The organism is Spiroplasma endosymbiont of Polydrusus pterygomalis (assembly GCF_964030635.1).
Classification (GTDB): Bacteria; Bacillota_I; Bacilli_A; order Mycoplasmatales; family Mycoplasmataceae; genus Spiroplasma.
In genome coordinates this window covers 875,618-899,925 of record NZ_OZ034909.1, presented here as the reverse complement: position 1 = coordinate 899,925, position 24,308 = coordinate 875,618, and the positions used below count along the sequence as shown (strand labels likewise).

The window sequence follows — 24,308 nt, the reverse complement described above, 5'->3', positions numbered from 1 at the left end:
TATTCCCTCCTTAATCCGCATTCATAATTGCAATTAATGGATTAATCCGGTTCATATTAAACCAGCTAATTAAATATGCAATAAAGTATAGTAATAACCCACTACCAATTGCAATAATTGGAATAATAATATTGATAAATAGTGGTAAAACAATGCCAATCCGAATTAAAATCATGTTTGAAATAATTAAGAATAACCATCCAAAACCAAATCCGATAATGGTCATTATTACAATAATCGGAATATACATTCCAATAACTAGTTTTGTAATATACCGGTTACGATACCCTAATACTTTCATTGTTGCAATAATTGTCTGATTCTCTGCAATAACAATATTACTTGTTAAAATAATAATCATAAAACTTAGGACAAAAGAAATTCCAATAATAAAGAAGACAATACCATTAATGGCTTTTGAAATATTACCTAAAATTGCTTGAGCCTGTGTAATTGGCATTAAGCTACTAAAAGGACTATTTGCTGCGTATGGTGGATAAGCAATGTCGTTTCTAATACCCCCATTTAATCCATAAAAACTATAGTCACCAAATAATTGACTTGTTCCTAATCCGGTCTCAATATCATCAATTTTAGCACTATTCGAAATTTTATAATTAAAAATTGGATATGTATTTTCAAACACTGCAATTCAATCAACTGCGCTTTGTTGTGTTGTTCAATAAGCAACAAAGTTTTTTCATAAATCATTTTCATCTGGTTTAGTAACAGGATGAGCTCTAATAAAATCCTCTAATAAGGCTAAACTTTTTTTATTTTCCTCAGATAAATTATTCTTGATAAAAGAATCTGTTCATTCATTTAAAAATAAGTGTAATAAATAGTTTCGTGTTTTATCATATTCTAATAATTCTTGCGCGCGATTTTCATTAATTCAAGCCCATGGTGAACCATATTGATTAGTAATTCCAACAATCGTAAATGATTGATTATAATTTTGATTACTTACCCGATAATTACCGTTAACAATTTTATAGTTTAAAATTGTTGGTTGGGTAAAATTAGGATCAAGCGCATCAAGATTACTTTCTAAGACATTTTCACTATCTGCATTTTTTAAAACCTTATTTTTATATTTATTATCACCACTAAACATTAATTTCCCAACACGTCCTTGTGCTTTCGCATCATAGCCATTAACATTACTAGCACCTCAACTTTGTAAAATTTGATCTGTGGTAACTTTCTGGTCCGCCGCAACTAAGACTTTCTGAATCAGATTAGGATAAATTTGATCGCCAACTGTAACATTTAACCGCTTCGCTAAAGTTTCATTTAAAATAATATTGTCACTTGGAGCAAATAATTTTTCGTTTAAAAGTTCTTGATCTTTATTAATTAATGCTTGATTTTTAAAGGTTTGATTAATTCCATAAATTTCAAATTTAATCCCATTTGTTTCGGCATGAATCATTGTTCCCCGATCATCTGTTAAGGGATTAAATGGAACAACGCCAAAGCCTAAATTGAAATTACTGTTCTGTTGATTAAAGGCTTCTTGAATTTTTATGCGAACTGTTTGTGGTGAACGTGAATACACTCCTTGAATAAAACATTGATTAACATTTTCAACAAAATAAGCATAAATTCAATTGTACAAATCATACATTGGTTTTTTTAACCGCGTATTAAACTCTTTTCCAGTTGCTGAATCTAAGACATCATAAAAAGATTTTGACAATGGTTGCTCTAATGCGGGACGAAAATGATTATTTGCTAAGATAATTGATGGTCCTCCTTGACCAAAATCGCGTTGATAATCACTTTGCGTAAAAATATTATCTTTTAACTGCGCGTTTTTATCGTCTAAATTTAAATTACCCCTTGCATCAAAATACGGTTCTCGTTTAATATTTAGACTAACTGTTTCGCGATATTTTCAATAAAATAAACGATATTTTTCTAAATCATTAATATGCTCACGAGCAGTTTCTGTTGTTCGCAAATATTCTTCAATTGTTGATTTTGTTAAAAGATTTAAAACAAAATCATTATAATCACTTCATGTTGTCGTACAAATTGCTTTTGCTAAACCAGGATGACTTGAAGTTAATTTATTACTTTGCAAAAATTCTTTTGAAATATTACGATATAATAACGAACGTATATCTTCTGCTTGATATGTTGGGGCAAAATTTTCTGGGTTAATTTGCCCTGTTAATAAATCAAGCAAATATTGGTTACTATCTTTGGTCATATTTGTATTAGCTAGCAAACTATTATTACTATCTCATGGTTTTTGCGTTGGATCATATGTCTTTAAAAAAGTTGTTGGTAAATTATAAACTGGACTATTGTATTTAACCAATGTTTGATAATTATCACCTTCATATGAATAACGAATATTATTCTGTAAAATAATTGGAATTGATGTCGACATCGTAATCATTATGGTACTAATAATCATTGTTAATGATACTCCAACCATTTTTCCGATTGAATTAGATAATTGAACTGCTTGAAAAAAAGCATCAAATGTTTTTCGAATTGCAAACATTTTATAAACAACTTTTTTAAAACGGCCATTTAACACTGTTTTTTCTTTTTGAATCAATTGTAATGGTGTTCGTGAAACCATCATAATTGTGCCACTAATCATCGTTACACAAGTTAACAAGGCAAAAATAAATAAGACACAAGTTACTAATGCTAACGGAGCAAACACAAAATTACCATATGGTAGATTAAAATAAGAACCAAATAAATATTTAACAGTAAATTGACCACTAATTCCGGTTCCATAGCCAACGATTCCACCAATCAAAGCAATCATTAATGGATAGGAAATATAACTAAGGGTTAAAACACGACGACTATATCCCAATGCTCGTAATAAACCATTTTGGGATCCGGTTGCATCAATTTGCCGACGAACAACTAAAATTAAGACAAAAAATGAAATAATTAATAAAATGATAATTAAAATATACGAAGCACTAATAAAAGCATTTAATGTTGAAGTAAAGTATGTGATTCGTTTCGCAAACTCATAACTATTATCAGTTCGAAAAGTAACAACGGGAATTCCCGTTGATAATGTTTTCACATAATAACCTTGTAAACCAATATACTCACCTTGATCACTATTTAAATAATTATTTATTGTTTTACTATAGACACTGCGAGTTTGATCAACTTTTGTTTGTTGGAATTTACCAACATAATAAACTTCTCGTTCTAATTGACTTTCCAGAATTAAAACTTGTTTTGTTAAATCTAACTTTGTTACCAGATACTGGTTACCATCTGTGTCTTCCACCGTTTCTTCAACTAAACCAAATAACCGTGGATCTAAATAAGCAATCTCTTCGTCTCGCATATTTGGAAATGGATGCGATGCATCAATAATTGGGGTAACATAATCCGCTGATTGGCCAAAACCGACTACGCGAAATCAATTTTCTTTTTTATAAAGGGAATGTGGCAATCATTTATTAATATCTTCTTTTTGATATGAACTTAAATCAACATTTTCCAATTCACTATCGACAACTTTAATGGTAGTTCCATATCGATCCGATTGTAATCGCACAATATCATTAATCTTAATCTTATTTTTTCGCGCAAACTCGGGAGTTAAATAAATTCAATGCATTGTTTCTTGCCTAATTGATGATAAATATTCCATATAAAAATTCAATGGCATTCCATTCGCTACAATAAACTTATCAATTTCTTGAGAAAAATTTAATGTTACTGCTTTAATAATTTTATTATTCCCTAAGGTAAATGTTCGTGCCTCAATACGATTATAGTTAAAGTTTTCTTTTTGATTACTTAATTTTTGTTTAATAAATTCCAACATTGCATTTTGACGTAAGGCATTATCGGTAATTTTTTCAAACTGGTTAGGTTTTACATTTGGATTTTTAACATAAGTAGTTTCATTAAAACTAACAACAAAATCATGTTGATTACTTTGTTGCTCAGAAATAAAACTATTGTAGTTATTATCTACTCGTTGTTTTGAAACTTCAATAATTGTAAAAATAAAACTAGTTAAAAATACTAAGACAACTAAGCCAATAAATTGAATTTTATTTTTAACCGTGTTTTTGAAATTGTTTTTAAATAATAACTTAAAACCTGGCATTTTGCCACCCTCTTTCTTTTTTTTATTATTATTATTTGAATTTAGTTAAAAATAAAATTGGGTGGGGTTGTTTGTTTCTTAAATTGTGTTAACAATTCTATTTTACGAAGATTATCAATAATACTAATTATTTCAATAAATCATTGGTTTAATTTAAAATTTCGACAAATTATGGCTAAAATTGAGATTGTTAACTGATGGTGTTGTCAAAACACAATATTAGTTAAAGTACTTTTACTAAACATATAATAGCTAGAAGGAATGACATCATTAATCTTTTTTAAATAACCAATATATAAACAAAATAATATTAACATGGTGATAAAACCAATTGTAAAAATTGCATAATTAAAAACATAACATAAAATAACTAAAAAATAAGATATTGCTTTATATACAATTATATTTTGCAATTGATAAATTATTGAAGTATTACTAAAAAATAAGATATATGAAATTAAGAGAATATTACAAAGTCATAAAATAATAGTTTGTCAATTAGAAAATAAAATTAATTTTCAGGATAAGATTGTTGTTTTTTTCATTTGCTTAAAATTAACTAAAATTCCCATACAAAAAAGAAAAATAAAACTAGTTCAAACAAGATAAAATAAATTTAATGTAATATTTACAAAACTATAATTATCAGCAATATTAATAATTGAAAAAAATGACTTAAATAAAATATAACCAATAAAAATAATAAAGAAAATATTAATAAATTTTTGATATTTTTTCAAAACAGATATTTTCATTACCATCACCTTAATATCTTTCATTATATTTTGCTCATATCATTATAACATTATTTCTAAATTAATGTAAATGCTTCTTTAATTTTTTAGAAAAATGATTGCGTTGCCAAAGTTGGGGAAAATAAAAAAGAAAGTTTTCAGTATAATTAAGTTTGAAAAAAATTAGAAAGAAAACTATCCTATGAATATTATAACTAGAATCCAAGAGTTTTTAAACGAAAATAATAACTCTTTTATTAATTTAATTAATTAAATTAGCCCCAATATCCCTATTACAGCACTATTATCCTATTTAAACAATGAAATTAGTTCTGTAGACTGCACACCCAAAAAAGTAAGTAAAGAAAAAAAGTCTTTGCTAAACTTTTAAAGGAGGTGCATTTTTATATGGCAAGAAAAGGACAAAAATTTAATAAATATACAGCAGATTTTCGAAAAATGATAGGACAAGAGGTTAAAAATAATAGTATAAGTTTTATTGCAAAAAAATATGCAATTAATAAAAAAACTGTTGCTTCATGGTATGAAAATTTTAAGAAAAGAATTTTAAACATCAATAAAGGTCCAAAAGAATCATTTGAAAAAAGAGATTTAAACTATTACAAAGTTAGGTATGAATTATTAAAAAAGCTTCATGACTTTTACAATTAAATAAGAGAAAAATTGTATTTTTTATCAAAGAAAACATTAATAAATATCCACTAAATTTATTACTTGATGTAACAAATTTAAAGCGTAGTTATTGAGATAAATATAAAAATTATTCAAGTAATGGTAAGGATAGTGAACCATTAAAGAATATTGTAAAAGTCTATGAAGAAAATTTAAAACAATTTGGTTATCGTCGAATTACCAAATATTTAAAAGAAGATTATGGCATTGTTTATAATGCTAAGAAAGTATTACGAATTATGAAAGAAAATAATATTCAAGCTGAATATGTAAAGCGTATGCGTAGAAAAATATTAATAAAACAAAATAGAAATAAAAATATAATTAAATATCCTGATTTAGTAAATCGTAATTTTAATGATATTAAAGAAAGATTTTCAATTTTATTTACTGATGTAACTTATTTAATTTGAAATGGTAAAAAACATTATCAATCAACAATAATTGATGGATATACTAAAGAAATTATTGATGTAAAATGATCAAAATTTAATAATAACAAACTTGTAATTGATAATTTAAATGCTGCAATTAAAAAAATAAAAAAAGATCTAAATAAAACAATAATTCATTAAGATCACGGATATCAATATACATCTAAAGATTATAATAGTAAATGTTTAGATAACAAAATTATAATTTCAATGGGTAAAAATTATCATTGTGCAGACAACATTATTATTGAAAGTTTTCATTCATTACTTAAAAAAGGAACAATCCATAATAAAAATTATAAATCTCATAATGAATATATTAATGATGTTAAAAAATGAAATAAATGATATTCAAACCAAAAAGAAAAAGATATAATAAATGAAAGTTTGTAAACCTTTTTATTAATAATTACTAAACAGGGAGCAGTCTACTGAAGCTTGAATACTATTTAAAAATATTTTTGAATATATTGATAACTATATTTTTAATAAGGACTGACGCAAAGCACGTTATATTCCAAAAGGATTTTATCAACGAACTTTGGTTTTTCGTAATGATGAAGTTACTTTTAAACGACGAAAATATATCTTAAAACAATAATTTCAAGTGGCAAAAAAACCAAAAACGGTCTTTTTACTTGATATTCAATTAGGGATTGAAAGTTATCAGCGACTTGATTATGATTTTTCGTTAGAAATAATCAGCAAATTAGGCATAAATTTTAGTTATCAAGATATTTGTAATATGTATCGGAATGCTAACATAACAAAAAAAACAATTTTTAACCTTATTAAACGGTTTGATATTAAACATTTGTTAGAACTAATGCTAGATAAACCAGATACAAAACTAAAACATGATGGGGTTATTTATATTGAAACCGATGAAGCATATCGCAATGCCATTAGTTATCAAATCAAAAAACGATTAAAAATTAAGAAAAGAATCCGTTTAACCGTCTTTCATACTGGTTATAAAGATCCTAAAACAATACGAAAAACAATGCATAATGTCAAATTTCTAGTAACAATGACTAATGAAGTTAAAAAAATTAACTCTAAAAAATACTGACAAGGAATTAAAGAATTTATTAACTTAAATTATTAATCACCCGAGACAGCTAAAATTATTGTGCTTGGTGATGGTGCACAATATATTTCAACGGTTGAAAAACACATCAATGTTGAATTTATCATTGATCGTTTCCATGTTATTAAAAAAATTAAAAATTGTCTCCGTGGTCCACGATATTATAAACGTTATTTATTTAATAAAATTAGAAAAGCAATTCTAAAATTAAACTGAAACAAGGTTACAAAATACCTTGAATGAGCTTATCAGCTTGTTAAAACCGAAGAAGCGAAAGGAAAGTTACAAGAAATATCTAATTATTTAAGAACATACTATGGAGCAATTCAAAAATGAGAATATCAAGAAAATATTGGTTGTCGCATTGAAAGTTATATTGCTCGAATTATTAAAGTAATGTTTCGTTCAAAACCAAAAATATTTAATGAAAAAACGATTTACAAAGTAATGTTATTAAAACAATTGACAGCTAATGGGATTAATCCCTTTCAAGAACTAACAGAAATTAAAAATCTTCAAGTAAAAAATGAACAAATTACTTGAAGATGAATATTTAAAAAGATGAATAATCCAGAAGTTAAACAATATAACTTACCAATATTCACCGCTTCTACATTATCAAATACTAAAACTCTTTTAAAGAAAATAGTTTATAATTATTATTAGAACTTAATGCTGAAAACTTTTCCCCAACATTTTACACGCTACCGACAAAATTAAAAGTAAACTGTAATATTAAATTCCTTAAATTTTGATATAATATAGTATGTCCAAATATAAGAATTATTTGAAAATTAATAAAAAAAACTATTCTTAATGTTGTTCATTCTAGATTTAATTGTGATGAACAAGGCAATGTTTGCTTAAAATTAATTCTTGAATAGGAATTTTAATTGTAAAGGTTAATAATTATAACATAGTTAGAAAAGGATATATGATGAAATTTATTGATGTTGCAACAATTAAGTTATTTGCGGGAAAAGGTGGCGATGGGGCCGTCGCTTTTCATCGTGAATTGTATGTCCCAAAAGGTGGTCCTTCTGGTGGTGATGGCGGTGATGGAGGCAGCATTATTTTCGTTGGTGATGAAGGAATGAATACCTTATTAGATTTAAAATATCAACGTGAAATTAAAGCTGCTGATGGTGAAAATGGAACAATTAAAAATATGCATGGTAAAAATGCTTCTAATAAATATATTAGAGTCCCATTGGGTACTTTAATATATAATAATCAAACAAATGAAATTATTGCTGATACTACAACTAATCAACAAGAACATGTCTTAGCGAAAGGTGGTCAAGGAGGGCGGGGAAATGCTCGATTTGCAAATGCAAAAAATAAAGCGTCAACAATCTTTGAAGCAGGTGATTTAGGTGAAACAGTGGAGATTCGTTGTGAATTAAAAGTTTTAGCTGATGTTGGTTTAGTTGGTTTACCAAATGTAGGGAAATCAACTTTATTAGCAAAAATTTCCAAAGCAAAACCACAAATTGATGATTATCCATTTACAACATTAACCCCACAGTTAGGAGCTGTTCGGGACCAAAACCAAAATACTTTTGTTGTGGCTGATTTACCAGGTTTAATTGCTGGAGCTGCCGCGGGGAAGGGGTTAGGGCATGATTTTTTACGCCATATTGAACGTTGTAAATTAATTGTCCATGTGTTAGATATGTCCGGAAATTATGGAATCGAAGATGTTTATCAAAATTATTTAAGTGTTAAAACTGAATTAAAAAATTATAATTATAAATTAGAATTACGACCAGAGATTATTGTGGCAAATAAAATGGATCTTGAAATAGCAACCGAAAATTTAGTTAAGTTTAAAGCTCAAATGCCAGATGCCAAAATTATTGGAGTTAGTGGTTTAATGCAACAAAATTTATCGTTGTTAGTAAACGAAATTGGCACAATGCTGACAAAAATTAAAGATAATAAAGCATTATGACAATTAGATGAACTATTAGTTGAAGCAGAGGATTATAAAGTATATACTTATAACAATCTACTTGAAACAGAAGTTGAAGTTGTTAATCTTGGAAATGAGATTTGAAAAGTATCAGGGGATGCTGTTTATAAGGCCTATCATAAAACGCCAATTACAACTTATGATAACTTATTATTATTTAATAAAAAATTACAAGATTTAAAAGTTTTTGAAATATTACGGGCAAAAGGGGCCAAAGCAGGAGATACTGTTCGGATTTTTGATTACGAATTAGAGTGGGATGGATAATGATGCAAGATTTAAAGCAATATTTAAGTTATTTAGTAAAATGAATTAAAACAGAAGTAACAATAACCCAATGTGAGGGGGTTATTGTTGGCTTATCAGGAGGGATTGATTCTGCTGTTGTTAGTTTATTAGCGCAGCAAGCTTTTCCTGACCATCATTTAACAGTTATGATTCCTTGTCATTCTGACCAATTTGATCAAGAATGTGCCCAACTATTAATTAATCATCACCAATTAAATAGTCATATTGTTGATTTAACATCGACTTATGATAATTTAGTGGCATCTTTAGGTTTTAAAAGCCATCAGTTGGCATTAAGCAATATTAAACCACGATTGCGAATGACAACATTATATGCATTAGCGCAAAGTCATAATTATATGGTGTTGGGAACCGATAATGCCGATGAATGATTTGTAGGATATTTTACGAAATATGGGGATGGTGCGGCTGACTTAGTTCCGATTATTCATTTGTTAAAATCAGAAGTGCAACAAGCAGCGCAATTATTGGGAGTGCCATCTCAAATTATTACCCGTCCACCAACAGCCGGATTGTGAGATAATCAAATCGATGAAAAAGAAATGGGAGTTACATACCAACAATTAGACCATTTTTTACAAGGAAAAGCCGTTCCGGGACCTATTGGTCAAAGAATTAAACAATTACATCAAAGATCTGAACACAAACGCCATTTGCCAAAAGCACCGCCATCTGTTTTTAGTTCGTTAATATCTGGTATCAAAGATTAAAATGGTTTTACAATATTAATTGTAAGAGGGAATAAATTATTCGGTTGGTGATATCTTATTCTAATAAATATTTATCTATTAAAACAAAAATAATCAAGAAAAAAACAAATTTATCTTTTCTAATTAATTAGATCATATCATAAAATTAAAAAATTACAAACCAACTTTAATTTTGTAGAAAAATCTTGATATTTATAAAATATATCTAAAATTAGGTATATTTTTAATATAAAGAGAAGTAAATAATTGATGGAAAAAATACTTGCAGAATTAATAAATAGTTTAACAGATGATCAATTTTTAGAATTTTATGAAAAAGTTAAAAAAGAAGCATAATTAATCAAAAAACAAAAACGCTTAAATGAAATTGATCAAAAATTTAGAGATAAAGGTATTAAATGTCCTAATTGCAAATCTTATCATTGTGTTAAAAATGGCCATAATCCCGAAGGAAAACAAAAATATTTATGCAAAAAATGTCGGGATAGTTTTGATGCTTTTCGTCATCATTTTACTTATTGAAGTCATTTAAATTATGAACAATGAAATTTATTAATTCAAATTTCATTGTTAGGACAATCTAGTAAAGTAATTTCCCGTTTTATTAAAACAACACCCAAAACAGCTTGATATAATCGTCAAAAATTAATGCAATCAAAACAATTAGAAAATACTCAATTAAAATTTAAAAAATTAAATGGCCAAATACAAATCGATGAAACATTTATTAAAGAAATCAATAAAGGTAATTTTAAAAATAAATTTGATAAACGAAAAACTCATCTTGATCCATTTTCCACTAACACTAAATGTTGTATTCAAATGGCGGTTGATACTAATAATAATATTTTTGTTCAATCCACTAACACCAAACGATTACAAAAACAGTGAATTATTAAAAATATGAATACAAAATTAATTAACAAAAATTCCATTATTATTTCTGATATGCAACCATTATATTTATTAGTAGCAAAACAAAAAAGTTCTACTTTATATGCCACTAAAACTAGGACAAATCCTGATGCCAGTTATCGAAAATTAAATAAAATTAGTAAATTACAAGCAAGTCTTAAAGAATCTTTAATTCATTATCATGATTTAGGGTTCACTAACATTCAAAATTATTTAAATCTCTGAAAATGAAAATACCAACACAAAGGTTTAACACCAAACCAACAAGCAACGGTATTATATTTTAACATCTAAAAAAGTTAAAGAACAATAATAATCTTCCACCAAATTCGTTTTCAAATTGTCATATTGATGATTTTTTTTACTTTATCAAGAGTTTTCGACAAAATTAAAGAAATATTTTAAAAAAGGAGGAAAAACGATATAATAATCTTAATTTTGTAAAAGAAAATAATGGGGGCCTTTATATGAATAATATTAGTTTCAAAAAAGTTGATTCCAAAATTATTGAAGCAATTAATACTGCTTATCAAGCTTATACTATCAACAATACCGATCTTAATAAAGTTAATGTTTTTAACAAAAACGGTATTACAATTACAATTTATAAAACCAATAGTGTTTTATTCCAGGGTTATCATGCCGAAAAAGAAGCCCAGCGGTTTTTTCCAACATTAACAAGTTCTTTGCCAAAGAAAAAGAAAGAAAATGTTATCTCAATAAATTATTTTCAAAAAGATGTGATTGGTAATGATGAAGTTGGTGTTGGCGACATTTTTGGTCCGTTTGTTGTCACCGCTTCTTATCTACCTTTGGCCACTTTTGACCAGTTAGCAACCTTGCCAATTAAGGATAGTAAAAAAATGACAAATCAACAAATTTTAACCTTAGCACCAACAATTAAAAAATTAGTTAAAAGCGCTACGATTATTATTAATAATGAACTTTATAATAAATGATATGATAAATACCAAAATGCCCATGTTATTAAAGCTTTAGGTCATAATCAAGCTTTGGTACAATTATTAGCAAAATATAACCTAACTAATAAAACAATATTTATTGATCAATTTGTTAATCAAACAAAATACTTTGAATATTTGCAACACACAAAGCCAGTGATTAAAGATAATCTTGTTTTCATTACCAAAGGAGAGGAAAAATCATTAGTCATTGCTTGTAGTGCCATTTTAAGTCGTGCAACCTTTCTAATCAAAATACAAGAACTAGAATCGAAACACCACCTTTCCTTCCCATTAGGAGCTAGTGAAACAGTTAAGACGGTGGCCCGAAACTACAAAGCAACAATGCCTGCCATTACGTATAATCAGTTTTTAAAAGAGCATTTTAATTTAACAAAAAAATAATCCTTGGAAAGGATTATTTTTCATTTTCATCAAAAGTAATGCTGTCATTAGAGATTATTTTAGCTTTGTATTTAAGGGGCTGTTTATGTTTCGCTAAATAAGCGGCTAAGTCGGTTTTGGAATATTTATGATTATTTAAACATAATGTTGCGGTGGCAATATCAAACACCGGCACAAGAATTAAAATTAAATTAAAGCACACTAAGGCAATTGAACAAAAACCGACGACAATTCGTGATCAATAAAAGTATTTTAATCCTAAAATTACAAAAACTAAGTTAATAATATTAAAAATAGTAATAATAATGTTAAAAGACAAAAAAATTCTTTTTGATAAGGATAATTTAAGATTTTTGATCAAACATCGCGATAAAGATAATATAACGCTTAAAAAATAATATTAAAAATCGCGATTACAATTGTTAAAATCATCGCGATCTTCCCTTTACGATCTAACTGACGATGCTGTTTAATATTTGCCAAATTGTAAAGTTAAGTGCAACTAAATTATCTTTCGCCAATCGAATATTTGGTTAGAAAGATAATTTAGTTGCACTTAACTTTACAATTTGGCAAATAAATAAAAAACAAAGTAAACAAAAACTAAATAATTTGTTTACGTTGTAAAATAAGAATAATAATGACTTAACCGTTGCCCATAAGTTGGCAACTGGCCATAAATGCCACTTTTGGTCTTTAATGCTAAAATAAAATCAGACACTAAAAAAGCAAAAATTAAAATAATCCCAATAATCCGATAAATTAATAATTTCCGATCTGTAAATAAATGTTTAATTAGGCTTCTTGATTTTCCACTTCTAATTGTTTATAAATTTCTTTAATTTTGTCGAAAACTCTTGATATTTTAATAAAACCTTGATTTTATTTGGTTTTTGATAAAATAATCATAAAAAACCACTAAATATAATTAATAAACTAAGGAAAAAACCAATTATAATAGACTGCACCATTTTTAATTTTAAATGGTTGCGAAATTTTTGCTAGATAACTATTACGAAATTATCACAAGATAAGGACATTCCATATTATAATAACTATACTAACTATTCCTTTTTATGATAGAATAAATGTGAATGCTGATAATAATTATGTAGAATAGAGGAGAAAGTTTAATGGCAGTTAGTGATCGTAAAATTGTAAAAAAACATGGAAAAATAGCAGATAAAATTATGGTCTTAGATGCAACAATGCAAGCGTTGTCAGATGATGCATTACAATCAAAGACGGACGAATTTAAAGCTAAATTAGTCGATGGGGCAACATTGGATTATATTTTAATTGAAGCATTTGCAGTGGTTCGTGAAGCAGCGCGCCGAATTATTGGTTTATATGCTTATCGTGTCCAACTAATTGGGGGAATTGTGCTTCATCAAGGTGATGTTGCGGAAATGAAAACCGGAGAAGGAAAAACTTTAACTGCATTAATGCCAACATATTTGAATGCTTTAACTGGCGATGGGGTTCATGTTGTTACAGTTAACGAATATTTATCAAGACGGGACTCAGAAATTAATGGGCAAGTTTTTAATTTTTTAGGTTTAACTGTTGGTTTAAACGCCCGTGATATTACAAAAGATGCCAAAAGAGCAGCTTATAGTTGTGATATTACTTATACCACTAATGCTGAATTAGGATTTGATTATTTACGTGATAATATGGTAAAAATTTATAGCGAGAAAGTCCAACGAGGATTAAAATATGCAATTATTGATGAGGCCGACTCAATTTTAATTGATGAATCAAGAACCCCCTTAATTATTTCGGGAGGACAACAAAATCGGACACCGCAATATCAAGCAACTGATCATTTTGCAAAATCATTATCACGTAACACTGACTTAGAAATTGATTTAGAGACAAAACAAGTTTATTTAACACCAGAAGGAATTGCCAAGGCAGAAAATATTTTTTCAATTAAGTCTTTATTTGATATTAAAAACACAGAATTATATCATTTAATCTTGAATGCTTTAAAAGCTAATTTTGTTTTTAAAAATGGTGTTGAATATGTTGTTCAAAACCATGAAATTGTTTTAGTTGACCAGTTTACGGGTCGTTTAATTCCCGGGCGTGCTTATAGTGATGGTTTGCAACAATCATTACAAGCTAAAGAACGTGTTGATATTGAACAAGAAACAGTGACAATGGCGACAATTACTTACCAAAATTTTTTTAGATTATATAATAAACTAAGTGGGATGACCGGAACGGCAAAAACAGAAGAAGAGGAATTTATTAAGATTTATAATATGCGAGTAATTCAAGTTCCAACTAATCGTCCGTTAATTCGCCGAGACGAAGCGGACTATATGTTTGCCAATCGTGATGCAAAAATGCAGGCAATGATGAAGGAAATTATTACTTTGCATGAAAAAGGTCAACCAATCTTAATTGGGACAACTTCAGTTGATTCATCAGAAATTGTTTCGCATTATTTACAAAAGGCTAATTTAAAATTTGAAATGTTAAATGCCAAAAACCACGAACGTGAAGCGGATATTATTGCGAAGGCTGGTGAACAGGGAGCTATTACTTTAGCAACAAATATGGCTGGACGGGGAACCGATATTAAATTAGGTGAGGGTGTCCAAGAAATTGGTGGTTTAGCAGTTTTTGGTGTTGAACGAAATGAAGCTCGTCGGATTGATAATCAGTTACGCGGACGGGCAGGACGCCAAGGTGATCCTGGATTTTCGCGTTTCTATATCGCAATGGATGATGAACTAATGATGCGCTTTGGTGGTGATCGTTTACGTCGTATGTTTGGTCGCTTAGGGTCAGATTTTATTCAATCACGAATGTTGACAAGAGCAATTTCTAATGCTCAGAAAAAAGTGGAAGGAATGAACTTTGACCAACGAAAAAATATTTTAGATTATGATAATGTTTTAGCGCAACACCGGGAAGCGATGTATGTGCGCCGTGATCAAATTTTAACAGCGAATGATTTAAAACCAATCATTAGAAAAATGCAATATTCAGCTGCTTATGATTTAACAAAAATGTTTGGAAACCAATCACATGGGGAATGATTTATTCATTATGATGAATTAATCAAAGGGGTTAGTGATAAAGTTGTGGCGGCAAATGTATTAAATAAAGCCGCAATGGAAAAAATGACCCGCGACGAAGTGGCGAAGTATGTGTCAACAAAGATGAATGATTTTTATTTAGCTCGAACAGAAGATGTGCCACCGAATGTGATGAACCAAATTGAACGAAATGCCATTATTAGTTCGTTTGATAAATATTGAACAAAACACATTGATCAAGCAAGTAAGTTACGAAGTGGGATTTATTTACGAAGTTATGCCCAAACAAATCCACTACATGCTTATGTTGAAGAAGCAGCCAAATTATTTGAACATATGCAATTATCAATTGCACACGAAGTTGTTATTAAGTTAGCAAATGTTGTTATTCGAAAAGTTGATGGGGATGTGCAAGTTGATCCGATGCATGATACCGAACAAGAAGTTCATGAGTTTAAACAAAAAGGTTAATTATTAAATATAGACTACGCACAAAAAAGTAAGTAAAGAAAAAAAGTCTTTGCTAAACTTAGACTGCACCCCGTTTAGTAAGTATTAATAAAAAGGTTTACAAACTTTCATTTATTATATATTTTTCTTTTTGGTTTGAATATCATTTATTTCATTTTTTAACATCATTAATATATTCATTATGAGATTTATAATTTTTATTATGGATTGTTCCTTTTTTAAGTAATGAATGAAAAATTTCAATAATAATGTTGTCTGCACAATGATAATTTTTACCCATTGAAATTATAATTTTGTTATCTAAACTAGACTGCACCCAAAAAAGTAAGTAAAGAAAAAAAGTCTTTGCTAAAATTTTAAAGGAGGTGCATTTTTATATGGCAAGAAAAGGACAAAAATTTAATAAATATACAGCAGATTTTCGAAAAATGATAGGACAAGAGGTTAAAAATAATAGTATAAGTTTTATTGCAAAAAAATATGCAATTAATAAAAAAACTGTTGCTTCATGGTATGAAAATTTTAAGAAAGGAATTTTAAACACCAATAAAGGTCCAAAAGAATCATTTGAAAAAAGAGATTTAAACTATTACAAAGTTAGGTATGAATTACTAAAAAAGCTTCATGACTTTTACAATTAAATAAAAGAAAAATTGTATTTTTTATCAAAGAAAACCTTAATAAATATCCACTAAATTTATTACTTGATATAACAGATTTAAAGCGTAGTTATTGAGATAAATATAAAAATTATTCAAGTAATGGTAAGGATAGTGAACCATTAAAGAATATTGTAAAAGTCTATGAAGAAAATTTGAAACAATTTGGTTATCGTCGAATTACCAAATATTTAAAAGAAGATTATGGCATTGTTTATAATGCTAAGAAAGTATTACGAATTATGAAAGAAAATAATATTCAAGCTGAATATGTAAAGCGTATGCGTAGAAAAATATTAATAAAACAAAATAGAAATAAAAATATAATTAAATATCCTGATTTAGTAAATCGTAATTTTAATGATATTAAAGAAAGATTTTCAATTTTATTTACTGATGTAACTTATTTAATTTGAAATGGTAAAAAACATTATCAATCAACAATAATTGATGGATAATGTTTTTTACCATTTCAAATTAAATAAGTTACATCAGTAAATAAAATTGAAAATCTTTCTTTAATATTGTATTATGTAAATTCAAGCAGCAAATTCTGTCTCTTGTTAGTATGATAATAACATCATTTAAAATAAATGCAACTATTTTTTTAAAAAAAATAAAATATTTGTAATTTTAGTCTATTTTAAGCATATTTAAGCACACTGAAAAATAATTTATTAAATTTTTAAAATAAAATTATCTAAAATTATTTAAAAATACTTCTTTAGATGTTCTTCAATTCAAACAAGGCCTTAATTTTTCATTCATAACATTAACTACTCAATCTATTTCTTGTTGAGTAACATTATTAAAATCCGTTCCCTTAATATACCGTTTTCTAAATTCACGGTTCATTCTTTCAATTAATGGTTTTTGTTTTGGTGAACCCGGATCACAAAAATAAATATTAGAACCAGTAATATTTTCTATTTCTTCAAACTTACTAAATTCTTTTCCTCTATCAGTTATTATTCCTTTAATTTTTCCAACCAAACCATTAATTTTAACTAATTCTTCAAGTTTTTCTAAAACCTCATTAGCAGTATGTTCTCCTAATTTAATTGCAAAATAATTTTTACTATTTTGTTCAACTAATACCAAACAACTAGATTGATGGTCTTTTCCAACTACGGTATCCATTTCAAAAAAACCAACATTAGATTTTTTATTTTCAATATCTCATATTGATTTGAATTTATCATCTAATTTTCCGCGATTATCAGGTCTTTTCTTTGTTATATTTCTTCTGCCACCATTTAATAAATTTTTCTTTAACAAACCCAAAAGACCTAAATAAATTCATTTATAAAAAGTTTTAAGACAGGAAGGAAATTTGACACCAAACTTTATTAAAAATCGATGAATAATTTCCGCTGGCGAATCACCAAAAATATTAAATCGTAAATTTAAAAATTCTTGCTGCTCTTCTGTAAATGTAGGTAGTTTTTTAATAGACCTTTTTCGCTTTTGTTTATAATCTTTTTGTGCTTCAACTGGCATATAATCTTCTACCTTTTTAAATCGCTTTATTTCTCTTTTAACAGTATTAATTCCACGATTCATTTGCCGTGCTATTTCTGATAAATTAATTGAATCATTTTTCTTTTTACAAATATCAGAAAATAATAAATCTTTAAATAAATTTCGTTCATCAAATTTTACATGTGTATATTTTTGCATTTTTCTGTCTCCAATTCTTTTTAAAATATTTATAACATTAAATTAAAAATTATTGACAATTATTTTTATAAGTATATAATCTAAGTGATAAACAGTAAGTAAATTCTGTCTCTTAAAGCTGTTTATAAAAAATAAAGTAATTAAGTTTACTGCAATGTTTCTTTTAACTGAGATATATAAATAAAAATTTTTCTAGATTATTATTAATATATAAAATTAGGAGAAACATTGCGGTAATTAAGTTTACTTTTTTTTATTTTGATGTAAAATATAAATGATAAAAAAAGAACCGCGATGGTTCTTTGTTATATTTTCAGATATAGTTTACTCTTTTATTTAATCATATTCATTAAATAATAGCAATTTTAGTATGCAAAAAGGAGTAAAAATGAAAGAATTTAATCCAAAAACAGTAAGTTTACGAACATTTTATCGTAAAATAGAGCAGTTTTGACGTGATAAATCACCTAATATCCCCTATACTTTAAATGATTTAACCAATAAATTAAATCTTTCTCGCAAGTGAAGATATGATAGTTACGCGAGCGAGAAGATAGTTCCTTTACTTGAAAAACAAGTTGATAAAATAGAAAGTGAACTTATTAAACAAATGGTTAAAACGCCAGAAGGTACTAGGTTATATTGACAGCGTGCATTTAATTATAAATATTCACTACAAGAAAAAGAACTTGAAAAAGAATTAAACTTAAATAATCAACAACCAATAATTGTTAATTTACAAACGGATATTAGAGATATTAAAAAAGAAACTGAAAATAATGCTTAATCATTTTACTTATTTATTAGAAACTCCTTATTGGTTATTACAAAATAGTAATATTGGTAATAAATATCCATTTGTTAAGAAATATGAATTAGTTAATGAAATTAATCAAATTGGAACACGATATAGTGGTAAGACTATATCAAATATTAAAATGTTTGGTGAATTATTAAAAATTAGTTTATTAATTAAAGAACCAATTTGTATAATTGCTAGTATGTATTGGAGTAAAGATTTAAAAGATAGTGTATTTCAAAATATATGAAATATGTTAGATGAAAATAATATACCTTATAGTATTAATTTATCAAATTTTACTTTTACTTTATCAAATGGTAGCAAAATATATTGTAAAGGTTTACATTCACCAAGTCGAAAAGAAAAATTAAAAGCCTTTGCTGATTTGAATAAGTATAAATTAGTAATTGATTGAAGAGAAGAATGTGACCAATTTCAACAAAAAGATTTAAGTGATTTAGAGTTTGCTATTCGTGGTTATCAAAATAAAATAACAATTAATACGTGTAATCCTGAAAGTTTAAAAAGATATATTGTTGGTTATTGTAATGAATTATTATCTTTTAATGAAGAAATAATGCGTAGTAAATATGAACAAATTAAATATATTGAAAAATGAAATATGAAAATTATTATTCATTATTCTAGTTGAAGACTTAATTATAAATTACCACAAGATAAAGTTAATGAACAATTAAGATTAGAACAATTAGATATTGAAAGAGCAAGAGTATGGAGTTGAGGATTGCCCGGTAATACTAGTGGTTCAATTTTTGCAAGATATATTGATATTATGCAAGCAACAGATATTATTCAACCAACGAAATTATTAGGTGGTGTTGATATTGCTAACGCGACCAGTCCTAAGGGACATACTACTGCCGCTAGTTTTTGACTATATAATTCATTTGATAAAAAAGCTTATAAAGCTTCTGAGTATACGCATTCAAATGCTACACAGCAATTTAAAACAGAATTAGAACAAGTAAAAGATATTTTAGAGTTTTATAACAATCAATTAAATCAATATTTTAATTTAATACAGCAGGGTATTAGTATAAATGTTGATGATAGTGCTTATTCAACATTACAAAGTTTAAATAGAGAAAAATATAATTATACTTTTGGGCAATATATGACATTTAAACCAGCACAAAAACAGAAATTTAAAATAAGACATCGGATTGAAGCATTTACAATGTTAATAAATACAAATCAATTAAAATGATTATGAGAAAAATGTCCTGTAAGTAAAACCCAATATGAATTAATTCAATGAGAAGATAAACCAGATGCCAGAGAAGAACGAATGTTAGACTTATATGATGATACATTTGATAGTGATTTTTATGCTTTACATTTTGAATTAATACCAATGGTTAAACATAATAATTCAGCAGATTATAAATTATGACAACAAAGGGAGTGAATAACTTAATGAAAAAAGATATTTATGTAATCCATGATGAACGTGTAATAAATGCAAAAAGACCTTATATGTCTGTTTGTGGACAAGTTAAAAAAAGACTTTGTCAAGAATTAAAAAAAGATAATATCGCAATATGTAAATTAAATTTATATAACGAATATATTAAAAAATATCAAAAAGTTAAAGTATGTGTTCAAGTTTTAGCAAATGAGCCAAATTTATTAACAGTAAATATTATTAATTATGCACTTATCTTAAAATTAAAGGATCAAAATAACCATGAATAATACTTTCCCTAGTTTACCAAACTTAAGTGATATTAATAGTGTTTTAAAATTTTATAATTATGATTGAACAATTAATTTAGCAAATATTATTGCTCGTCATCAAATGCGATTAATAAATGGTAAAGATATTTTATTTAAGTCTCATCGTAAAGATATTTTAGAAAAATTAAATTGATGATATGAAAATTATAAAATAAAAGAAAAGTTAGATAAAAACGAATTAACAGCAAGTTTAATGGGTAAAACTATTTTTGGTTTATTAGAAACTAGTGATGGCAATATTGATTTATGAATTAACCCTTTTAACTTTACATCTCGTGTAAGTAAAATAAATGAAATTGAACAAGGGGCTGATATTTGATTAAATTATCATCAATCAGACAGTGGATTTATTTTAAATTTAATTTGTACCAAAGATAAAATAGTTATTAAAGGTTGACCAAAAAATAACGAGGTAGTTGTTGGACAAAGTAAAACACAAATTAAAGATGATGTTAGACCTTTTTTGGTGCAAGAATTTAAAAATAAATTAGGAATAGTACCTTTTTGAGAAATGATAAATGAACCTAATCCGTTGTTCTTATCAACTTCAACTACATTAAATCCATGACCTACAATGGCAAATTGTTATAAATTACAATTTGATTTAGAAGATAGTTTTAATATTAAATCAAAAGAACGATGAGCTAATCGTACGCACTGATATGGGGTATTAGATGATGGTTTAATGAATGCTTACAATATGGGAAATAAAAAAGCATTACAAGATGTATTTGATGATATTTTTATTCAATCAGGTCAAACGGGCAGCAGATGGGACATCATCACAATCTTTACAAGTAGTACAAGGTGCACCAACATTAGAAACATATACCGAAGATCAAAAATCAATTATTGAACAAGTATATTTAGCATGTCATTTTTCTAGTCCTTTTGGTGATAAATCATATAATGACCAGAATAAAACACAGTCATTATTAACTAAAACAAAAGACTTAGAAAAACAAGCATATTTACAAGCATATCGTAAGCAATATTATACTAAAATGTTTGATACTGTTTTAAAATATTATGGTTTATGAGATGGTATTGGTGAACGGCCTTATGGTTTTGATTTTATTAGTGCTAGTTTAGTTGACCAAATGCGACAAAATGAATTAATTACTGCTAGATTAGATAATGGCACAATGGAACCAGTAAGAGCCATAACTGAATATGATAATATTGATGAATTAGAAGCAACAAAATATTTTAAAAAAGTAGAAGCATGACAAGATAAAATGCAAACCAAAGAAATAGAACATAATAATAAATTACTAGAATATGATGAAACTGGTAATAATCAAAATGCCCTACAAGGTAGAACAGAAATAAAGGAGAATTAAAAAATGAGTAGAATTAACCCCGGGGTTATCGAAGAACTAAGAAGACAAGCCCACGATACTTTAATAGATATCAGAGAAAATATAAAAGATAATAGACATTGAATGGTATTTCCTTTTAATGTTTATAGTTCATATATTCCTGATACTTAGACAGGTTGAAAACCCAATAACGCAAAGACTAGTGATTATGGTAGTTATTCACGAATATTTGATAATATGGAAAGTACGATTGCTCAATGACAAGATAGTTTAAAAATAGTTCAAAAATATAAAGGTGAAGAAATCAATATCTTAACAATTGATGATTTTAAAAATCAGCCAGTTAACTCAACTATATGAGCAAATAATGAAACACTTTTCGCGATAAAATTAAAAGATGAAAATAATAATGTTTATTGAAAATTAATTGATGGTGAAAACATTTATGATATTAATAGAATGTTAGCATACTTAAAGCAATATAAATTAAGTTATTTTATTAATAATGATAATAAAGCTGATAATTTTTATACAGCTGAATTATACTTGTAAGTGCAAGTAAATAAAATTGCAAAAAATCTCATATAAAAGTTTTATGATGCTAAGTTTATTTTAGAAAAAATAAAGCAAGGAGTTTTTATATGGGATATAAACATCTTGGCATAGATGAAAGAATTTATATTGAGAATCAATTGAAGTTTAAAATAAAAATTAGTGAAATAGCTAAAAATATTAATCGAAGTATTAGTACTATTATTCGAGAAGTTAATAGAAATAAAGATAATAATCATTATTTTTCATTAATTGCACAAAATAAAGCAGAAAATAGAAAACAATCACATATTTATTTTCATAAGTTTAAAAATAGAGAATTAGTAAAATATGTACAACAAAAATTATTATTAGGTTGATCACCCGAACAAATTTATGGCAGAATTAAAAATTTTCATAAAGAATGAATTATTAGTTTTAAAACAATTTACAATTGAATTTATTCTGGATTACTTGAAAAAGTTACTAATAAAAATTTAAGAAGAAAAGGTAAGAAACGAAAATATCAAGAAAATCGGGGTAAATTTAATGGTAAATCAATTAAAGAACGAAATGCTAATGTTAATAATCGCGTAACTCTTGGTCATTGAGAAGGTGATACCGTAGTATCATCACGAGGTAAAAGTAAATCATGTTTAATAACTTTAGTTGAAAGAACATCAAGATTTACTTTAGCAATATTAGTTGAAAATAGAACTACTAAAGTTATTAACGAAAATATTAGCCATTATTTATCAATTCTGCCAAATAATCTTGTTAAGACTATAACATTTGATCGTGGTAAAGAATTTGCTAATTGACAACAACTTGAAAAAAATTTAAATGTGAAAATTTATTTTGCTAATGCATATTCACCCTGACAAAGAGGTACTAATGAAAATACTAATGGTTTAATTAGAGAAAAATTTCCTAAAAAATTTAATTTTTCAAATACTACTAAAAATGCAGTTCATAAATTTATATTGTCTTTAAACCAAAGACCAAGAAAAATACTAAATTATCTTTCGCCAATCGAATATTTGGTTAGAAAAATAATTTAGTTGCACTTAACTTTACAATTTGGCACAAAAGAAGTTAAGGTTGGTAAATATTGAGATGCTTATATGATTGATGATAGAAGTTCAATTCAATTTGGAGAAGCTAAATTTGAACAAGTATTTACCCAACAATCAACTGAAAGACAATATACTTTATTAATTTTAGATGAAGATGCAAGTAAATTAAATATTAATGATTATTATAATTTTTATACGGTTTTTAATGACCATGGATTAAATATTGGTGGAGGTAATATAAATATTGCTCCCCAAGATAGACAATGATTATATCCATCAAATGTTATTAATTATTATTCACCATATGATGGTAGTTTTTTATGACAAGAAATCACCTTTTCAAGTATTAATGACAAAATTAGTAATAGTGGTTTATCAGTACGACAATTTATTCAAACATCAGCACCTGGGGAAGGTTATTGTTTTCCTAAAATAACTTATAATGAGAAAACAAATAAAGGAATTATTGAATTAGATGAGATTTTATTAAAAGATCCTGGTGTTAGAGCAATGGCAGTTAAATTTTATGGTAATCCGATCTTTTTTGATATGCCCGTTATTGGCCGGCCAATTATTAAAGGTCAATTTAATCCAAAAGTAATGAATTAACGAGAT

At 26.8% G+C, this 24,308-nt stretch carries 25 protein-coding genes and 2 pseudogenes; 22 read left to right on the top strand and 5 right to left on the bottom strand.

From position 1 onward, the window contains the following. Nucleotides 1-10: 10 nt before the first annotated feature. Together ACQH23_RS05850 and ACQH23_RS05845 are read right to left on the bottom strand one after the other, a co-directional pair. Nucleotides 11-4,114 carry an ABC transporter permease gene (locus ACQH23_RS05850; RefSeq protein WP_425379267.1) on the bottom strand — a complete coding sequence of 1,368 codons (4,104 nt, stop codon included), beginning with the start codon at nucleotides 4,112-4,114 and terminating at the stop codon, nucleotides 11-13. 41 nt (nucleotides 4,115-4,155) lie between these two features. Continuing rightward, on the bottom strand, nucleotides 4,156-4,893 hold the full coding sequence (locus tag ACQH23_RS05845) for a hypothetical protein (RefSeq protein ID WP_425379266.1): 738 nt from the start codon (nucleotides 4,891-4,893) through the stop codon (nucleotides 4,156-4,158). Between the two features lie 363 nt (nucleotides 4,894-5,256). Between ACQH23_RS05845 and ACQH23_RS05840 the strand changes: the two genes are divergently transcribed. The 11 genes and pseudogenes from ACQH23_RS05840 to rnhC all read left to right on the top strand — a co-directional run bounded on the left by ACQH23_RS05840 (nucleotide 5,257) and on the right by rnhC (nucleotide 12,341). After that, complete coding sequence (locus ACQH23_RS05840) at nucleotides 5,257-5,520, top strand: hypothetical protein (protein ID WP_425379265.1); 264 nt, start codon at nucleotides 5,257-5,259, stop codon at nucleotides 5,518-5,520. Further along, nucleotides 5,487-5,759 (top strand): annotated as a pseudogene (locus ACQH23_RS05835) (hypothetical protein); the annotation flags it as partial. The gene ACQH23_RS05840 and the pseudogene ACQH23_RS05835, both read left to right, overlap by 34 nt. Nucleotides 5,760-5,780: 21 nt before the next feature. Further along, on the top strand, nucleotides 5,781-6,116 hold the full coding sequence (locus ACQH23_RS05830; RefSeq protein WP_425379264.1) for a hypothetical protein: 336 nt from the start codon (nucleotides 5,781-5,783) through the stop codon (nucleotides 6,114-6,116). A gap of 69 nt (nucleotides 6,117-6,185) precedes the next feature. After that, nucleotides 6,186-6,368, top strand: a complete 183-nt coding sequence (locus ACQH23_RS05825) for a hypothetical protein (protein WP_425377776.1) — start codon at nucleotides 6,186-6,188, stop codon at nucleotides 6,366-6,368. A gap of 214 nt (nucleotides 6,369-6,582) precedes the next feature. Beyond that, the gene (locus tag ACQH23_RS05820) at nucleotides 6,583-7,083 is read left to right on the top strand and encodes a hypothetical protein (protein WP_425379263.1); all 501 of its coding nucleotides are present in this window, start codon (nucleotides 6,583-6,585) and stop codon (nucleotides 7,081-7,083) included. Between the two features lie 24 nt (nucleotides 7,084-7,107). After that, nucleotides 7,108-7,731 (top strand): UPF0236 family transposase-like protein, encoded by a 624-nt coding sequence (locus ACQH23_RS05815; protein ID WP_425379262.1) that lies wholly within the window; start codon nucleotides 7,108-7,110, stop codon nucleotides 7,729-7,731. 271 nt (nucleotides 7,732-8,002) lie between these two features. After that, nucleotides 8,003-9,307, top strand: a complete 1,305-nt coding sequence (gene obgE, locus ACQH23_RS05810; protein WP_425379319.1) for a GTPase ObgE — start codon at nucleotides 8,003-8,005, stop codon at nucleotides 9,305-9,307. Further along, entirely contained in the window at nucleotides 9,307-10,059 is a 753-nt protein-coding gene (gene nadE, locus ACQH23_RS05805) for an NAD(+) synthase (RefSeq protein ID WP_425379261.1), read from the top strand. Before obgE ends, nadE begins: the two co-directional genes overlap by 1 nt. Before the next feature lie 336 nt (nucleotides 10,060-10,395). Further along, nucleotides 10,396-10,509, top strand: a pseudogene (locus ACQH23_RS05800) (hypothetical protein); the annotation flags it as partial. Between the two features lie 117 nt (nucleotides 10,510-10,626). Beyond that, a complete protein-coding gene (locus ACQH23_RS05795; protein WP_425379260.1) occupies nucleotides 10,627-11,268 on the top strand; it encodes a transposase in 642 nt (213 codons plus the stop codon). Between the two features lie 173 nt (nucleotides 11,269-11,441). Further along, the gene (rnhC, locus tag ACQH23_RS05790; protein ID WP_425379259.1) at nucleotides 11,442-12,341 is read left to right on the top strand and encodes a ribonuclease HIII; all 900 of its coding nucleotides are present in this window, start codon (nucleotides 11,442-11,444) and stop codon (nucleotides 12,339-12,341) included. Between the two features lie 13 nt (nucleotides 12,342-12,354). Here rnhC and ACQH23_RS05785 read toward each other — a convergent pair whose 3' ends face one another. Then, nucleotides 12,355-12,660, bottom strand: a complete 306-nt coding sequence (locus ACQH23_RS05785) for a hypothetical protein (RefSeq protein WP_425379258.1) — start codon at nucleotides 12,658-12,660, stop codon at nucleotides 12,355-12,357. A gap of 814 nt (nucleotides 12,661-13,474) precedes the next feature. On the opposite strand from ACQH23_RS05785, the gene secA reads away from it, so the two are divergent. Further along, complete coding sequence (gene secA / locus ACQH23_RS05780) at nucleotides 13,475-15,865, top strand: preprotein translocase subunit SecA (RefSeq protein WP_425379257.1); 2,391 nt, start codon at nucleotides 13,475-13,477, stop codon at nucleotides 15,863-15,865. A 97-nt stretch (nucleotides 15,866-15,962) separates the two neighbouring features. Here the strand turns inward: secA and ACQH23_RS05775 are convergent, their stop codons facing one another. Beyond that, on the bottom strand, nucleotides 15,963-16,181 hold the full coding sequence (locus ACQH23_RS05775) for a hypothetical protein (RefSeq protein ID WP_425379256.1): 219 nt from the start codon (nucleotides 16,179-16,181) through the stop codon (nucleotides 15,963-15,965). Between the two features lie 61 nt (nucleotides 16,182-16,242). Between ACQH23_RS05775 and ACQH23_RS05770 the strand changes: the two genes are divergently transcribed. Together ACQH23_RS05770 and ACQH23_RS05765 are read left to right on the top strand one after the other, a co-directional pair. After that, nucleotides 16,243-16,506: a transposase family protein gene (locus ACQH23_RS05770; protein WP_425377767.1), complete on the top strand. Its 264-nt coding sequence runs from the start codon at nucleotides 16,243-16,245 to the stop codon at nucleotides 16,504-16,506. A gap of 173 nt (nucleotides 16,507-16,679) precedes the next feature. Next, nucleotides 16,680-16,982, top strand: coding sequence for an IS3 family transposase (locus ACQH23_RS05765; protein WP_425379255.1), 303 nt, complete (start codon nucleotides 16,680-16,682; stop codon nucleotides 16,980-16,982). A gap of 238 nt (nucleotides 16,983-17,220) precedes the next feature. On the opposite strand, the gene ACQH23_RS05760 is transcribed toward ACQH23_RS05765, so the two are convergent. Continuing rightward, nucleotides 17,221-18,204 (bottom strand): IS30 family transposase, encoded by a 984-nt coding sequence (locus tag ACQH23_RS05760; protein ID WP_425379254.1) that lies wholly within the window; start codon nucleotides 18,202-18,204, stop codon nucleotides 17,221-17,223. 388 nt (nucleotides 18,205-18,592) lie between these two features. Between ACQH23_RS05760 and ACQH23_RS05755 the strand changes: the two genes are divergently transcribed. From ACQH23_RS05755 to ACQH23_RS05720, 8 genes are all read left to right on the top strand, one after another. Continuing rightward, nucleotides 18,593-18,991, top strand: a complete 399-nt coding sequence (locus ACQH23_RS05755; RefSeq protein WP_425378309.1) for a hypothetical protein — start codon at nucleotides 18,593-18,595, stop codon at nucleotides 18,989-18,991. Continuing rightward, nucleotides 18,984-20,444 carry a PBSX family phage terminase large subunit gene (locus tag ACQH23_RS05750; RefSeq protein ID WP_425378478.1) on the top strand — a complete coding sequence of 487 codons (1,461 nt, stop codon included), beginning with the start codon at nucleotides 18,984-18,986 and terminating at the stop codon, nucleotides 20,442-20,444. Before ACQH23_RS05755 ends, ACQH23_RS05750 begins: the two co-directional genes overlap by 8 nt. Continuing rightward, complete coding sequence (locus ACQH23_RS05745) at nucleotides 20,444-20,722, top strand: hypothetical protein (RefSeq protein ID WP_425379253.1); 279 nt, start codon at nucleotides 20,444-20,446, stop codon at nucleotides 20,720-20,722. The genes ACQH23_RS05750 and ACQH23_RS05745 overlap by 1 nt, the downstream gene beginning before the upstream one ends. Then, nucleotides 20,715-21,650 carry a hypothetical protein gene (locus ACQH23_RS05740; protein WP_425379252.1) on the top strand — a complete coding sequence of 312 codons (936 nt, stop codon included), beginning with the start codon at nucleotides 20,715-20,717 and terminating at the stop codon, nucleotides 21,648-21,650. The genes ACQH23_RS05745 and ACQH23_RS05740 overlap by 8 nt, the downstream gene beginning before the upstream one ends. Before the next feature lie 460 nt (nucleotides 21,651-22,110). Then, nucleotides 22,111-22,257, top strand: a complete 147-nt coding sequence (locus ACQH23_RS05735) for a hypothetical protein (protein ID WP_425379251.1) — start codon at nucleotides 22,111-22,113, stop codon at nucleotides 22,255-22,257. Between the two features lie 66 nt (nucleotides 22,258-22,323). Next, a complete protein-coding gene (locus ACQH23_RS05730; protein ID WP_425379250.1) occupies nucleotides 22,324-22,638 on the top strand; it encodes a hypothetical protein in 315 nt (104 codons plus the stop codon). Between the two features lie 89 nt (nucleotides 22,639-22,727). Then, nucleotides 22,728-23,678 (top strand): IS30 family transposase, encoded by a 951-nt coding sequence (locus ACQH23_RS05725; RefSeq protein ID WP_425377913.1) that lies wholly within the window; start codon nucleotides 22,728-22,730, stop codon nucleotides 23,676-23,678. Next, entirely contained in the window at nucleotides 23,679-24,302 is a 624-nt protein-coding gene (locus ACQH23_RS05720; protein WP_425379249.1) for a hypothetical protein, read from the top strand. The last annotated feature ends 6 nt before the right edge of the window (nucleotides 24,303-24,308 follow it).